Annotated in this window: 14 protein-coding genes; 5 read left to right on the top strand and 9 right to left on the bottom strand. The window is 51.5% G+C overall.

Annotation, left to right across the window (positions count from 1 at the left end; translation table 11 throughout):
* Window positions 1-186 precede the first annotated feature (186 nt).
* Window positions 187-2,559 carry a caspase family protein gene (locus NDI45_RS14130; protein WP_348247702.1) on the top strand — a complete coding sequence of 791 codons (2,373 nt, stop codon included), beginning with the start codon at window positions 187-189 and terminating at the stop codon, window positions 2,557-2,559.
* Between the two features lie 37 nt (window positions 2,560-2,596).
* On the opposite strand, the gene NDI45_RS14125 is transcribed toward NDI45_RS14130, so the two are convergent.
* The 4 genes from NDI45_RS14125 to NDI45_RS14110 all read right to left on the bottom strand — a co-directional run bounded on the left by NDI45_RS14125 (window position 2,597) and on the right by NDI45_RS14110 (window position 5,600).
* A complete protein-coding gene (locus NDI45_RS14125; RefSeq protein WP_190793883.1) occupies window positions 2,597-3,247 on the bottom strand; it encodes a response regulator transcription factor in 651 nt (216 codons plus the stop codon).
* Between the two features lie 155 nt (window positions 3,248-3,402).
* Window positions 3,403-3,858, bottom strand: a complete 456-nt coding sequence (locus NDI45_RS14120; protein ID WP_190793884.1) for a ferredoxin — start codon at window positions 3,856-3,858, stop codon at window positions 3,403-3,405.
* Window positions 3,859-3,915: 57 nt separating this feature from the next.
* Complete coding sequence (tgt, locus tag NDI45_RS14115) at window positions 3,916-5,043, bottom strand: tRNA guanosine(34) transglycosylase Tgt (RefSeq protein WP_190793891.1); 1,128 nt, start codon at window positions 5,041-5,043, stop codon at window positions 3,916-3,918.
* Window positions 5,044-5,117: 74 nt separating this feature from the next.
* Window positions 5,118-5,600: a hypothetical protein gene (locus NDI45_RS14110; protein ID WP_348247701.1), complete on the bottom strand. Its 483-nt coding sequence runs from the start codon at window positions 5,598-5,600 to the stop codon at window positions 5,118-5,120.
* A 113-nt stretch (window positions 5,601-5,713) separates the two neighbouring features.
* Between NDI45_RS14110 and NDI45_RS14105 the strand changes: the two genes are divergently transcribed.
* Both NDI45_RS14105 and cobS read left to right on the top strand, forming a co-directional pair.
* Entirely contained in the window at window positions 5,714-5,956 is a 243-nt protein-coding gene (locus tag NDI45_RS14105; protein WP_348247700.1) for a hypothetical protein, read from the top strand.
* Window positions 5,957-6,181: 225 nt separating this feature from the next.
* Window positions 6,182-6,928 carry an adenosylcobinamide-GDP ribazoletransferase gene (gene cobS, locus NDI45_RS14100; protein WP_190793887.1) on the top strand — a complete coding sequence of 249 codons (747 nt, stop codon included), beginning with the start codon at window positions 6,182-6,184 and terminating at the stop codon, window positions 6,926-6,928.
* On the opposite strand, the gene NDI45_RS14095 is transcribed toward cobS, so the two are convergent.
* On the bottom strand, window positions 6,914-7,423 hold the full coding sequence (locus NDI45_RS14095; RefSeq protein ID WP_190793888.1) for an ester cyclase: 510 nt from the start codon (window positions 7,421-7,423) through the stop codon (window positions 6,914-6,916). The two genes, cobS and NDI45_RS14095, sit on opposite strands and share 15 nt — an antisense overlap.
* Before the next feature lie 158 nt (window positions 7,424-7,581).
* Between NDI45_RS14095 and NDI45_RS14090 the strand changes: the two genes are divergently transcribed.
* Window positions 7,582-8,445 (top strand): 6-carboxytetrahydropterin synthase, encoded by an 864-nt coding sequence (locus NDI45_RS14090; RefSeq protein ID WP_348247699.1) that lies wholly within the window; start codon window positions 7,582-7,584, stop codon window positions 8,443-8,445.
* A 115-nt stretch (window positions 8,446-8,560) separates the two neighbouring features.
* Here NDI45_RS14090 and NDI45_RS14085 read toward each other — a convergent pair whose 3' ends face one another.
* A complete protein-coding gene (locus tag NDI45_RS14085) occupies window positions 8,561-9,583 on the bottom strand; it encodes a class I SAM-dependent methyltransferase (protein ID WP_348247698.1) in 1,023 nt (340 codons plus the stop codon).
* 332 nt (window positions 9,584-9,915) lie between these two features.
* On the opposite strand from NDI45_RS14085, the gene NDI45_RS14080 reads away from it, so the two are divergent.
* Window positions 9,916-12,237, top strand: a complete 2,322-nt coding sequence (locus NDI45_RS14080) for an ATP-binding protein (protein ID WP_348247697.1) — start codon at window positions 9,916-9,918, stop codon at window positions 12,235-12,237.
* 226 nt (window positions 12,238-12,463) lie between these two features.
* Here the strand turns inward: NDI45_RS14080 and NDI45_RS14075 are convergent, their stop codons facing one another.
* The 3 genes from NDI45_RS14075 to NDI45_RS14065 all read right to left on the bottom strand — a co-directional run bounded on the left by NDI45_RS14075 (window position 12,464) and on the right by NDI45_RS14065 (window position 14,437).
* Window positions 12,464-12,910 carry an RNA-binding protein gene (locus tag NDI45_RS14075; protein ID WP_190790334.1) on the bottom strand — a complete coding sequence of 149 codons (447 nt, stop codon included), beginning with the start codon at window positions 12,908-12,910 and terminating at the stop codon, window positions 12,464-12,466.
* A 698-nt stretch (window positions 12,911-13,608) separates the two neighbouring features.
* Window positions 13,609-14,076 (bottom strand): SsrA-binding protein SmpB, encoded by a 468-nt coding sequence (smpB, locus tag NDI45_RS14070; protein WP_190790333.1) that lies wholly within the window; start codon window positions 14,074-14,076, stop codon window positions 13,609-13,611.
* Between the two features lie 94 nt (window positions 14,077-14,170).
* Window positions 14,171-14,437: a YciI family protein gene (locus tag NDI45_RS14065; RefSeq protein ID WP_190790332.1), complete on the bottom strand. Its 267-nt coding sequence runs from the start codon at window positions 14,435-14,437 to the stop codon at window positions 14,171-14,173.
* Window positions 14,438-14,648 lie beyond the last annotated feature (211 nt).

Genomic DNA, 14,648 nt, shown 5'->3' with positions numbered 1-14,648 from the left:
AGTTGTATTGCCCTTCCTACTGGAGCATTCTATCCAATTTGCTGAGATGACTGATGGGAGCGGCAGAGAGCCTGACTCTATCCCTTCCGCTTGATCAGAAAACAGCAGGGTTCAAGAATCGCCAGTAGAAAAGGGCATTTTTCAGGCTTTTAATGCTCAAATATAGCTAGAGCCAGTGAATTGAGGATGAGGTACAGGGAGCTACCGCTCCACAGCGGTATTCAACCTGCCTGTCCAATTCTAGATAGCGATCGCTACAAAAGCATGAGGGTAAATCGACGAGAATTTCTACAGCGGTTCGGCAGCATTCTGGCAGCACTAGGGTTGAGTGAAGCCGGATGGTTTGCTTTGACGGATCGATCGCAGCAGGTTTTAGCACAGCCAACGCGCCGCAAACTCGCCCTGTTGATTGGCATTAATCAATATCCAGAAGCCGTGGGTGATTTTGTGCCGCCCAAAGGAACTGCTCTTAACGGCTGCCTGACCGATGTGGAACTGCAACGAGAACTGCTGCTGCATCGCTTTGGCTTTCAGCCTGCCGATATTCTGACGCTGACCGATCATCAGGCCACGCGATCAGCGATCGAATCGGCGTTTCAGGCTCATCTGATTGACCAAGCGCGATCGGGTGATGTGGTGCTGTTTCACTTTAGCGGCTTGGGCAGCCAGGTTTTGCTAGATCAAGCTCCTACCGAGCAGCAGAGCCTTGTGCCGATCGATGGCGTTTTGCCCACCGCAGACAATCCGATCGTGAATGACCTAATGCTGGAGACGCTGGAGCTGCTATTGCGATCACTGCCGACTCAGCAGATAATCACCGTCCTGGATACAGGCTTTACTCATCTGGGACGAGTCACCCAGGGCAGTTTGCGAATTCGATCGCGTCCCAGTGCGCCTAGTGGTCAACTCCTCGAAGCAGAACAAACCCTGCAATCGCAGTTGCTAGAACGGCTGCAGTTATCTCGCGCAACGCTGCATTGGGCATCTCCTCCAGGTGTCCTGCTCACCGGCTCAGGCGGCGATCAAGTTTCGACCGAGGCACAGTGGAGTGGCTTTCACGCCGGATTACTCACCTATGCGCTGACGCAACAGCTTTGGTGCAGTACGTCCACCACGATGCTAAATGTTGGTTTAGGACAGGCGATGCGAACCACCACCCCCTCGGGGGCAATCGGCAAAGCGAAGCAGGCGGCGGAACACAAACAGCAGTTCAACAGCAGCAACCAAAAACGGCTCAACCTCACGGCAGTTCTTGATTCTAATTTTGCATTCAGCGCAGATGGCGTTGTTCGATCGATCGACGAAGAGGGAAAGGTGCAGCTTTGGCTGGGGGGACTGCCTGCGATCGTGCTGGAAAACGTAGGGGCTTCGCTGTTCGCCGTGATGCCTGCTGACTCAGAAAATCAATCACCCAGGCTGCTTCAGCTTCGATCGCGGGAAGGACTGATGGCGAAAGCCAAGCATCAGGGCGGCAATGAAGCAGAGTCAATGCGAAGCAGTTCTCCCTTGGGGGGAATCGAGGTTGGGCAAGTTGTGCAGGAGGTCATGCGGTTTTTGCCGCGCAATCTGAACCTGACCGTTGGCTTAGATGCAAGCCTGGAGCGGGTTGAGCGAGTCGATGCGACCAGTGCCTTTGCTACAATTCCGCAGGTTTCCTCAGTGATTGCAGGCGAACAGTCTGCCGATTTGCTATTTGGGAAAACCCAGCTTAAAACTGCGACGCTGACTGCTGCTCTGCCACCCACGTCACCGAACTCTCCAGGCTCAGCAACTCCAGCTTTAACCCTCGAGCCGCCCAGCAGCAAGCGCGGCTATGCCTTGTTTTTCCTCGATCGCAGCGCAATCTACACTTCTCTGAACCAGGACGACGAAGCGGTAAAAACAGCAATTCATCGCATGACTCCTCAGTTACAGGCATTGTTTGCCAATAAGCTGCTGCGGCTACTGGAAAATCAGGGGTCTTCCCGTTTGGGAGTGCGGGCAACGCTGCTTACGACTGCCCCCCAGGAGCAAATTATTTCTCAGCAGGAAACCGCTCGTGCCCCCTGGGCTCCGCCGCAGCCCTACGCTGACTTACAGACCACTGGGTTGCCGGAGGTCGCGATCGGTAGTCGGATTCAGTATCAAATCCTAAACTACAGCGATCGTCCCCTTTATTGGATTGGCTTGGGGCTAGATGCAGAGGGTATTCCGGTGGTATATCCCCCCGGATTCGCAAATGACTCCTCACCTGCCTCGCAAACACCCAGTTCGATCGCGCCAGGAGCAACCCATACCCTGCTCCAAACCGATGCAGATTCCCTGATTCAGCCTTCAAGCGGCATCACAGAAACTCATTTGATCTTGAGCCGTTCTCCCTTCGCCCAGACGGCTGAACTGCTGAACAATAAACTGCGAGTTAGCAGCCCCCAGAGAATGAGCAACTTTACGCAGTTCCTGGCTCTGGTTCAGGCAATTTTACAGGATTTGCATCAGACCGACGCCCCAGCGGATGTTTATGCATTCGATGTCAACCAGTGGGCAGCGTTTAGCTTTATTTATGAAGTCATTTCTGCCTGATTGTGTTGTAGGCGATCGAGCGTTAAGCTTCATCCACCTACGCCATGCTGTTTTCGATCGCCCATCGTGCCAGTTCAGTGCGATTGTGCAGCCCAGTTTTGCCCAGCATATTGCTAACATGGCTTTCGATCGTGCGCTGGCTCACGTTCAGTTCTTCGGCAATTTCTCGGTTTGCCATGCCTCGCGCCACAAACTGAACCACCCGCAGTTCCGTGGGGGTTAGCTCTACATCAAACGGAACCTGAATTTTCGGAGCCGAATCCGAGTTTTTGTCCTGCCGCTGCATCAGGCGCGAGTTGTGTTTCAGCGAAGCCTCAACCTGAGCCACCAGTTCTTCAGGTTCAAAGGGCTTCACCATGTACACATCAGCACCAATGTTCAGTCCCTTTACCCGATCCTGGCTTTGTCCCTTAGCAGAGAGGAACAGAACCGGAATCCAGCTTGTGCGAGGATTTTTGCGAACTTGCTCGACCAGGGCATAACCATCCATTTGCGGCATCATAACATCGCAAATGATCATGTCTGGTGTCTCGCTCTCTAAAATATCCAACGCCTCCTGGCCATTCTCAGCGGTGATGACTTCGTATCCCCGGAATTCAAGATAATCCTTCACCAGCAGAATCAGGTTCGGGTCGTCATCAATCAGGAGAAGCCGTTTATTTTCTCCGACACTGCTTTCCTTACTCATGCTCTAGTACTCGCGACCTCAAAGTGGACAGTCCATTCTGCCGATCATGATACCCAGTATATTTACAGAATGTTGAACATACTGGAAAAATCCTTTGTATTGCCCGTTATCTTGCCCGTACTTTCCAGGATTTTCCGTGCTTTTCAGGACACTTGCTAGAGCGGCGAGGACAGGACAGTAGTGCCCGGCTGCGGCAGAGGATGAACGAGAAATGCGTAGTCCTGGACAACCTGCCCCTGAATCAGGTGTTCTTGAATAATCCGCTCGATGACTTCTGGCGTTGCACTGTGGTACCACACTCCATCCGGATAAACCAGCAGAATAGGTCCCTGCTGACAGACGCGCAAGCAGTTTGCCTTTGTGCGAAAAATGCAGCTTTGACGGTCACTGGTCGGCTGGTCAAGCTTTAATTCCTTAAGGCGACGCTTCAGATAGTCCCAAGCAACCAGGCTCTCTGCTTTGTCGCAGCATTTGGGCAAGGTCTGATCAGCACAGATGAAGAGATGACGATCGATCTGCGGTAAGCCAAGTGCCTGAATGCAGGGCTGGAGCGCATCGGCAGTCTCAACAAGCGGCAAAGCAGTTTCCTCAATCGGGGAATCAGCAGTCATAGATAAATTCGATCGCAAAAGAAACGAGAGAAACGACAGTCACACTTTACCGGACAGTTAAACCTCAGCTTTGGTAGCGGCTTCAGGAGTTAGCCAATCGCCAAACAGCTCCACAAATCGATCGCTCAAAATCGCCGCCCGAATTCGCTGGGTAAACTGCACCAGCTCGGTAATATTGTGGATCGACAGCAGCGTGTAGCCAAGCAATTCCTGCGACCTCAACAAATGGCTGATGTAGGCGCGGGTAAAATTCTGGCAAGTATAGCAAGGACAGCCGGCATCCAGCGGTGTGAAGTCGGTTTTATAGCGGGCATTTTTCAGATTCCAGCGATCGCCTTTGACCAGCGCACTGCCATGTCGCGCCAAGCGGGTCGGAATCACACAGTCAAATAAATCGACCCCTGCTGCGATCGCCTGCACCATCTCGCGATAGGAACCCACGCCCATCAGATAGCGCGGTTTGTGTTCCGGCAGCAGAGGCGCAGTTGCTTTCACGATCGGTTCGATAAATTCCGCAGGCTCACCCACGCTCACTCCCCCGATCGCATAGCCGGGCAAATCGAACTGCGTCAAGGTTTTCGCGCACTGCTGCCGGAGATCTTCATAAACCCCACCCTGAACAATCCCAAACAAGGCCTGATCCGATCGCTGATGCGCCGCAATACATCGCTCTAGCCAGCGTGCCGTGCGATCGGTTGCCGCCTGAACTGCCTCATAGCTTGCGGGATAGGGTGGACACTCGTCGAACGCCATAATGACATCCGCCCCCAGCGCATTCTGAATCTGAATTGATTTTTCAGGCGTGAGGTTGATAATCTGCCCGTCTCGCGGCGATCGAAATTTCACCCCTTCTTCGGAAATCGATCGCATTTCGCTGAGGCTGAAGACCTGGAAGCCGCCAGAATCCGTCAGGATTGGACCATCCCAGCGCATAAACTGATGCAGCCCGCCTGCCGCCGCTACGATGTCTTCTCCAGGCTGTAAGTGCAGATGATAGGTGTTCGACAAAATCATCTGTGCGCCCGTTTCTCGAAGCTGAGCAGGCGTTACCGTTTTCACGTTGGCCAGCGTTCCCACCGGCATAAACCGGGGCGTTTCGACATTGCCATGAGGCGTGGTAAAGATTCCGGCACGGGCATGGGTATGGCGACAGTTCGCCTGACACTGAAACTCAAATCCCACAATATTCGATCTCGATCACAAACTAATTCACAAACCCAAAAATAAAGCTCGCCTTAAAACAAGACTGCCAGCAGGAGCTAAATCGAATTCTCGTCGCCGTCAATCTCCACATCCCAGCCAGCAGAAAGCACTTCGGCAACCACAGCTTCCAGGGCGGCTGCGCTGAGCGTTCTTGCTTTTTGATCCTGAATCGGGTTGCTAAGCGGAATCAACCGCAACCGCAAACTGTCCTGCACCAAATCAAAGCAGGGTTCATGCTCTGGAGAGTGGCTTAGCTCCAAGTAGTCGAAGCTTTGGACATTAATATAAAGGGTGCGGTTAGCAACGATCGTCGAACTCGTGGGGTCGGCAAAGACCTCCAGTACATAGCCTTCATCCTCTGCCAGCAGACGTTGCGAAGTTCTTCCCCCTTCGAGGTCATCGTTCTGCGTGTAGCAGTAGCGAACTCGCCCCAAATCTGCCAGAAGCCGCTGCATATCTTGCTTGTTGACAATGATGCCCGCCTCAACAATACAGGGAGCAGGAAGTTTCGTGTTACCAGAGCGTTGATCGTGACTCATACAAAAAGTCCGTAGCCTTAACGAGAGAACAGGGTTGACCTACAGACCGAGGAGACGATTAGCACACCAGCGATGACCCACCACTAATCGCGTCTGATCGTATGACTCAAATAATGAGATCAACCGTTATTAATTTGTCTGACCTGGGTAAGCTGATTGCAAATTTAGCTCCACCCCAGAGTTTGGGGTTACTTCAGTTCTGCAACAGTGCTCACCGTCTGCAAGAGAACGCCAAGCGCAACAATCAAGCCGAATCCCAGAGCGAAGAACACATCGAAAAAGCCGGAACAGCGCACCCCATAGAAGCAGAATGGCATAGCGAACTGCTCAGCCACCTAGCTCAGTCATTTATATGAATCATAGAGGTTCCGTAATCGGTCCGTACTCTAATCTTATCTCAGGATCCAGAACTCGCCCTTTGCGGAATATACGGAACTTGTCTTAGCAAGGAGGTTCCCAAAGGCAGGTCAATGAAGGTTCCACTCTATTATGACTGCAACGCTTTGCGATTCACTTCGCTAAGATAGGCGATCGCAGGATCAAGCGGGTGATTCTGGCTGTTCTAATCGGGTAATATCTGAATGTTTTTTTTGCGCCAGCTTGCGGCTGCCATTGCCTTTTACACCTGTTTGCCTGTCCCTCAGATTGCATCCCTGCCGTTTGAGACCGTTTCTTGGTTTGCGCCTGTAGTCGGGCTACTGATTGGAATGATTTTGAGCGGGGTGGATAGCGGACTGACGGGGATTGGAATGCCTGTGCTAACGCGGAGTGCGATCGTCGTATCCCTGTGGATTGCCATCACGGGCGGACTTCATCTCGACGGGGCAATGGATACTGCCGATGGGTTAGCGGTCACCGACCCAGAGCGACGATTAGCAGTCATGGCAGATAGCCGTACCGGAGCCTTTGGGGCAATAACGGCAACAACCGTAATTCTACTGAAAACCGTTGCGCTGATCGATCTGCAAAATTCCCTAACCCGATGGCTCGTGCTGCCGCTGGTTGCTGGTTGGGGACGCTGGGCACAGCAAATCGCAATCGTTCGCTATCCCTATCTCAAGCCCACAGGCAAAGGTGCGTTTCACAAGCAAGTGATGCGATCGATCAAAGACACTGCTCCCTGCCTGGTGCTGCTGGTGGGACTCAGTTTGCTCCCTGGGCTGTACTCCCCGATGCTGGCGGGTTTGTTAGCGATCGGCGGGATTGGAATCGCGCTGCTGACACCTGCCTGGTTTGCCGCAAAACTGGGGGGCCACACAGGAGATAGCTATGGAGCTGTGGTGGAATGGACAGAAGTACTGCTGTTGATTGTGCTAACGCTGGCTTAGCCTTGCTTTCCCAATTTCCAACGATTTTTTTAACAGCTTGGACGCAAAACTCTTAACCAGGTGAGGGAAAAGCGTTAGTCCGGGTAGAAAAACTATTCCGAGCTGCTGCATCAGTCCCAGCGCGTCTCCCTGCCCCCAATGTTCGATAATCCTGCCGTTCTCGATGCGGTCAATATGCATCACCGCTAACTTAATCGATTTACCTGTGGGTGGAAGCCCTTGAAATTCACCGGAATGAATCGCCGTAAACGTGCCGCACGTCACAACTTTATCTTCTTCAACAAGGACCTGCTCAAATCGATGTTGACCCTGACTGAAGGCAAGATAGAACGTCATGCCAAACTGCTTGAATGCTTCCCTGTCGAGTGGTTCAGGCACTCCAGCTAAATGCGCAACAAAATCAGGGGCAAGCAGTTCTAGAGCTTGATCGATTTGGCGATCGTCAAAGAATTGATAGAACTGAAGAATAGTCGTTTTATTTTGCTCAGAAGACATTTATTTAGAAGACATTTATTTAGAAGACATTGGGTGCGGCTTGAATTTAGATGAATAACCTTATAACCCTGGGATTCCTGTCTTTATCAGGCGGTTCAGCAGCAGCACAACTGCTATCGTATTAAAAGAGGCTTTACGGAACTTAACAGAATTTTCCCATGAAGTGCATCATTAATCGGCGGGCGGAGTTCTCGGCAAGTCATCGATACTGGCTACCCGAACTGAGCGACGCAGAAAATCAAGAGCGGTTCGGCGGCTGCGCCCGGTTTCCGGGACATGGGCACAACTATGTCCTCTATGTCTCGATGGAGGGCGACCTGGATGAATACGGTATGGTGCTAAATTTGTCCGACGTAAAACAGGTGATTAAGCGGGAAGTCACCGGCCAGCTTAACTTCTCCTACCTGAATGACGTTTGGGCAGAATTTCAGCAAACCCTACCCACAACGGAAAGTATGGCGCGGGTAATCTGGCAGCGACTCGCTCCCCATTTACCGATCGTCCGCATTCAGCTTTTTGAACATCCTGAACTTTGGGCAGACTACGAAGGAAACAATATGGAAGCTTACCTCACGATCAGCACCCACTTCAGCGCGGCTCACCGTCTGGCACTCCCCCATCTGACGCTGGAGCAAAATTCAGAAATCTACGGCAAATGTGCCCGCGTGAACGGACACGGGCATAACTACCACCTGGAAGTCACCGTCAAAGGCGAAATCGATCCGCGCACGGGAATGCTGGTTGACTTAGTTGCGCTACAAAAAGCCGTCGATGATTATGTGGTGGAACCGTTCGACCACACCTTCTTGAACAAAGACATTCCCTACTTCGCAGAAGTCGTCCCAACTGCGGAAAACATCGCCGTTCACATCCGCGACCTGCTGCAAAACCCGATCGCTCAAATCGGTGCAAAGCTTCATAGGGTCAAACTAATCGAAAGCCCTAATAACTCGGCAGAGGTTTTTTGTAGCGATCGCAGCGAGAACACCCCCCAACAACAACCTGCCTTTGCAGAAGTTTAATTTTGAGTTGCCCCTCAATGGTCGGTAGGCTGGCATGGGGTAAGGGCGATCGGGGGTAAGGGTAATTGAGTAAGGTGATCAGTAAGGGGAGTTCGCGAACTGCCCCTACAGGAGACTACCGCACCCGTGCGATCACCGTCCGGTGGCGTGGCGTATTACAAGCCACTGTGGGAGACTGGAAACCTGCCTGCTCGATCGCCTCTTCCAGGTTCAGCGCAAAGTATTCGTCTAAATAAGGCTCTGTGCTTTTCAGCAGCGTCAGGATGTAGGGCGGCATCTTGGCGTAGATTTCCGATCGCGGATTCATGTCCATAATTGCAATGTGACCACCTGGACGCAGGAGCCGTCGCGCTTCTTGCAAAATGCCGATCGCCGCCGACTGAGGCAGTTCGTGGAACAGAAGGTGGGCAGACACAAGATCAAACGAGGCATCGGGTAATCCGGTCGCTTCGGCAGCGGCATGAAGCCAGGTGGGGCTAGGAATTTGGGCTGCTTGATCTGGGCTGGGCGCAAGCGAAGGCTGAATTGCGTAATCTTCCCCGCGTTCTCGCTGCTCAGTGCGATACTGGGCGATCGTCAAAAAATGGGGCGAGAGATCGACTCCAGTAATTTGCGCTTGCGGGTAAAGGGCTTGCAGGGCAAAGGTACTCATGCCAACGCTACAGCCAATGTCTAAGATGTTCTGCGGTGCAGTGTTAATTTGCTCTTGCAGCACGGTTTGATAGCTCTGGCGCAGTCGCATATCACCCTGTTCGCCAGAGTCCGGCCAAACCCGAGCATGAACGGCATGGGCAGCCACTTCGACTTCCATTGCTGCATCCCAGCTTAGATTCCCGTCCTCGTAAGCGTGAAACATTCGTAGGTAATAGTCGGGATAGGTCAGATTCGCGCTCTGCACCTGGGCAAGCTCTTGCTCCCACTGAGGAGACACCTGAGACGAAACCTGAGAAGATGCGCTGTCGCTGCGCGATCGAAGAGCTTGCACCTGATCATGCCAGTACACGCCGATCGACTCAGCTCGCTTGATCATCATGTTGCGTGCCCGATTTTTTGCCAGGTCCGCCAGAGGCTTGATTGCCAAAATGCCGTTGACTAGTTGAGAAGTAATTCGAGGAGAAGATTTGACAGCAGCCGTCATAGGAGGATGAATTGCGAAATGAACAAGCAGAGAAAACAAATGGAGAATAAATCTAAATTCACCGCAGTCAAACTACAGTCTACCGTTGGATGCTTATCCTTCAGGCAGCAGCTATAAAGATTTTCATTGGGATTAGCTGATTGCAGGCATTTGCAGGCATCATTATAGAGAGTTGAAAAGGCTAACTTTCCACAGTCAAGGCAGCGAATATGCGCCGCTTCGCAGGATAGCGCTAGCACTGGCTGAAATTTGACGGTTCAATTCTGACGGCTCAATCTGACGGTCGCTATCCAAATTCCGGCAGCACCGATCGTTTAGGAATGGAAATGAGGATGGGCGAGACGATCAATATTTCTGATGCTTTCACGCTCAGCCGCGCTTGGTCTGCTTCAAAGTTCGATCGATTAAGAAAATTGTTTCAGCAGATTGCAGCCCAGGTTGAGGCGATCGAGATAACCGAGGTAGCCCTGGCGGGTCAACGATCGCAATCCCCCCTTCTTGCACAATCTCAACTTTTTAGCTTAGTTGCCTCTCCCGGATTTAGTGCCCTGCTCCAGGCAGAGCTGCTGACAGGCATTCAACCTTTGACCGGAGCGCAGTCTGGCACAGAAGTTTCCTATCAAATCAGCCTTAACTTTGAACCTGAGAAAATTGCCGCTTTTCTAGACGGGCTGCTGTCCCAGGTTGAGCGCAACTGGCAACCAGAGTGGATGGAAGCTCGATCGCGGCTTCAGCCCAATGATATGCAGATTCAAACGGACTTTACCCGTCAACTTCTCGATTTGCTGCTGGAGCCGTTGGACTCGACCCTAGTTGCAGTGTGTGAGCCTGCGCTACAACAGCAAGTCGAGCAAGAACGGCTGCTAAATCAGGTCATGACCCAGATTCGGCAAAGTTTAGAGCTGCCAATCATTCTGCAAACAGCGGTCGATCAAGTGCGAGCTTGTCTACGGGTCGATCGCCTGGTGATTTATCAGATTGAGGGTGTGACTCAAACAGAATCATCTTTCTCACAAGCTTTATGGCAGGAGGGGACGATGCAGAGCAGTTCCCCCTTCGGAGTAATCGATTCGCAGGCGGCGGGTTCAGTCGTTTATGAAGCAAGAGCCAGTGACACAATTCCTTCGGTGCTGTATTTCTCAGATGCTCATTGCTTTGTAGATGAGCTACGCGGACATGTCCGAGAATCCTGGCAATTTCCGCTGATAGTAGAAGATGTTACCGTGCGATATGCAACATCAGTTCCCTGCCTGCTGGAATTTTTGCAGCGTGCCCAGGTGCAGGCAAAGCTTGTGGCTCCGATCTGGGTAAACAATCGCCTCTGGGGACTCCTGATCGCTCACAATTGCACCCAGCCCTACTGCTGGGAAGACCGGGAACAGCGATTTTTGCAGCACATTGCCGAGCATTTGGCGATCGCCATTCATCAAGCCCAGCTTTACAGCGAACTTCAGCAGCAAAAACACACTCTGGAACAGCGCGTGATTGAGCGAACCCAGGCACTTGAAGACGCAATGCTGGCAGCGCAGGCGGCAAACCAGGCAAAAAGTGAGTTTTTGGCAGCCGTGAGCCACGAACTTCGTACCCCCCTCGCCTGCATTATCGGAATGTCAAGAACTTTACAACGCTGGTCCGCCCATGTGCTTGACAACCGCCAACAGCATTTTCTTCAGATGATTCACGACAGTGGTGAGCGGCTTCTCAACCAGATTGAAGACATTCTCGCTGTGTCCCAAGTGGAAGCAGGCAGAATGGTTCTCAACCTGCGGGAGGTTTCACTGTCTCATCTAGTGCGGCAGGTGCTGAAAATGCTGGAAAGTTACGCGGCTTTGCATCAGGTTGAGTTTGAACTTGATTTGCATCTGTCCCCACAAAGCGATCGACTGATTGCCGACCCGCAGCGGGTGCGTCAGATTCTTCATAATCTACTCAGCAATGCGGTCAAATTTACCCTGGCAGGCGGTCGGGTGACGCTGCGGGTGTTTACAGAAAAAGATTTCGTGATGCTTCAAGTTCAAGATACGGGCATTGGCATCCCTGAACATCTGATTCCGCAGCTTTTTCAGAAGTTTCATCAGCTCGATCGCGGTTATAGTCGGCAGTATCAGGGAACGGGCATAGGTTTAGCACTCACCAAGCAGCTTGTGGAGCTCCACGGAGGCTCGGTCACCGTTGAATCGACTGCCGGAGTAGGGTCAGTCTTTACCGTTCAATTACCCATTCTCCGATCGATCGATGCCAGCCCCCCGATCGAAACTCGCAGCCTGATCGATCCGCCAAAAGGCAAGATTATTCTGATTGAGCATCGAGAAGAAATTGCGGAAGTGATTTGTGACAGCCTGACCGCAGCAGGCTACCAGCTCGTCTGGATGCTAGAAGGGGCAACGGCAGTGCGTCAAATTGAAGTAATGCGTCCCTTTGCGATCATTGCCGACGTTGATCTGCCAGACATCAAAGGAGAGACCCTGATTCACGCACTTCGCCGGAATCCTGTCACCAAACAAATTAAAATTGTTGCGCTTGCACCAGAGATAGAAGAGCGAGAGGCATGGCAGGCGATCGGCGCAAATGACCTGCTGCACGACCCAATTATGCCAGAGCAACTGCTGCAAATGATCATGCTGCTTGCTGCAAAAGAGCCGATTTCTCCCTAAGTTTTGCTGGACATCCTGGCGAAAATTGCCAAACAAATTGCCTGTCGCAACCGAGATATCTGTACCCCGTATGCCACAGGCAACGATTTTGTTTGATTGAGTTGGCACGTTCCTTTAAGGGTTTGTATCTCCGAACTCAGGAAGGCAACCGCTCGATCAGAACAATGGCTTCTGATGGTCATGGCGATCGATCAAAAAGCCTTGAGTTTAGCAAACGATTGGCAGACTAGGGATTTGCGGCTTGAGCTGCCAAAAGCTGCTTGAGCTTTTCCAGGTCTTGCGCCCAACGCGGATCGGGCTGAACTGCTTCCGGTTCGGTTGAAGTCACTTTGCGAGACTTATTGTTGCCTTTGCTGCCACCACTCCGACGATTGCTGGGCGGATTGCCCTGCGGAGCCTGCTCTGCGGTCTCTTCTTTGCCTTTGGTACGAGGCTGCGCCCGCTCGATCTTAATGGGGCTATCCTTCAACAGATAACCGTTAAATTTTTCAATCACTTCATCTGCCTGTTCTTCGCTCTTCACCGTGACAAAACCGAAGCCACGGCATTTACCCGTTTTGCGATCGGTAATCACCTTGGTTGAAACAGAGTCGTCGAACTCAGCAAAAACGGCTTCTAACTCCTGACGCTCCAACTCTTTGGACAGATTGCCCACATATAGCCGAATTGACATGAAACCCTCCGAAGGCTCAAAAACAAAACAATTTAAAAACCCTTACTTCCACTGCTGATGGGAGGCGATAAACGTTTGCAACGTCCTGCTAGAAACAAACTGACCCTCCACCCAAACCTAGCCAGCGTCTAATTAATGTACCTATAAATGCTAACAATATAATCGGCAAAATATCCTGCTCGATATCCTAATTTCAGCCTAAAAGTTTATCCTTCAAATGACCGAATTGACCACAACTTTTACATTGCTGAATAAAAGAGCATCTCAAATAAGCAGGAGATTGGGCAAAGCGGCTTTCCTACAGCCATTCACTAAGTTATCACGCAGACGGAACAGCGACGATCGTAAAAAAAGAATTCACTGCAAATTTATTCCTGTTGGCTGAATAGCTCTTTCTATCATGGCATTCGGCAAGAGCAAGATTTAAATAAATGCCAGCCCCTTGGCTGGCAAACTCGCTGTGTTGGGAGGAGATAACCCGATACCTACGGCACATCCTGATACTAGAGTTCAGATAAACCCCAAGCTCTGAACCGCTTCTGGCTGCCCCAGGGTCGCGTTGTGAAGTAATGTTAACACAGGCGGAGCAATTACTGCAAAATTTCTTAACACTTTATTTTTTTGCCTTTGCAAGAAGCCTGAGGTGCGATCGTTCCGCCGTTTCCCAGGGAGAAATCGCCACCCCTCTCCCCGCCAGTCTAGTAATTTTTGATTACCCGCTCGATCTCGCGTTTCGCCTGCTTACGCTTCAGATCCTCCCGCTTGTCGTGCAGTTTCTTGCCTCGTGCCAGACCCAGGGAAAGCTTAATCCAGCCGCGCTTCAGGTGCATCTTGAGCGGTACCAGCGTCAGTCCCTTTTGTTCGACCTGTCCAATCAGCCGGCGAATTTCCTCAGCGTGAAGCAAGAGCCTGCGCGTTCGGCGAGGGTCATGGTTGTACACCTGGTTCGTGGTTTCGTGCGGTGAAATGTGAACGTTGTGCAGCCAGACTTCTCCATTTCGGACCAAAGCGAAGCCGTCTCTCAGGTTCACTTTGCCCTGGCGAATTGACTTCACCTCGGTTCCGCGCAGCTCAATGCCTGCCTCAAAAGTTTCTAAGATTTCGTACTGAAACCGAGCTTCTCGATTGTCTGCAACTACTTTATAACCGTCACTGCTATCACTCATCTTTATCTATCTGTACTTTTCTATAGAATGCTCTAGTTTGACCAGGGATGAAGCCTGCCTGAAAAAGGCTTTTGGGGTTTGCGATGGGGTACTGCTACTCGACGACGATGCGCCATTCATGAATCTGGTAATCAACGCAGCCGTTTTGAATCAGCGGATCTTGAGCGACGATCGCCTTAGCTTCCTCTAAACTGGCTGCCTGAAACAGCATCATGCCGCCCCCCAAATCACCCCAATAGCCTGTTTTTGCTTGATGCCCCTGGTTAATTAACGTCCGGACATAGGCTTTGTGTGCCGGAACAAATTGGTCAAAGGTAGACTTGTCAACGACACCTTTTTCAATTTTGACAAACCAAGGCATGCACTCACTCCGCTCGATCGAACCTCCAGGATAGCTCGATTTTTTCATTGATCAAGGGAGATTGAGCCGGGAAACTCAGCGAGCCAATTCACCCCATTGTTAACCAAATGACAAGCCCTCAGACCTCGAGGCATCAGCGTCACTTGTTAATCAGAATCGAATCAAAACTTGGAGTGCGGTCGATTCCCACGGGTTGCTGTTTTTCCCATGC

Origin of the sequence: Leptolyngbya sp. GB1-A1 (assembly GCF_039962475.1) — a bacterium.
GTDB lineage: Bacteria > Cyanobacteriota > Cyanobacteriia > Elainellales > Elainellaceae > Leptolyngbya_A.
Note: the sequence above shows the minus strand (reverse complement) of the source record. Positions and strands in the feature narration are given on the sequence as shown.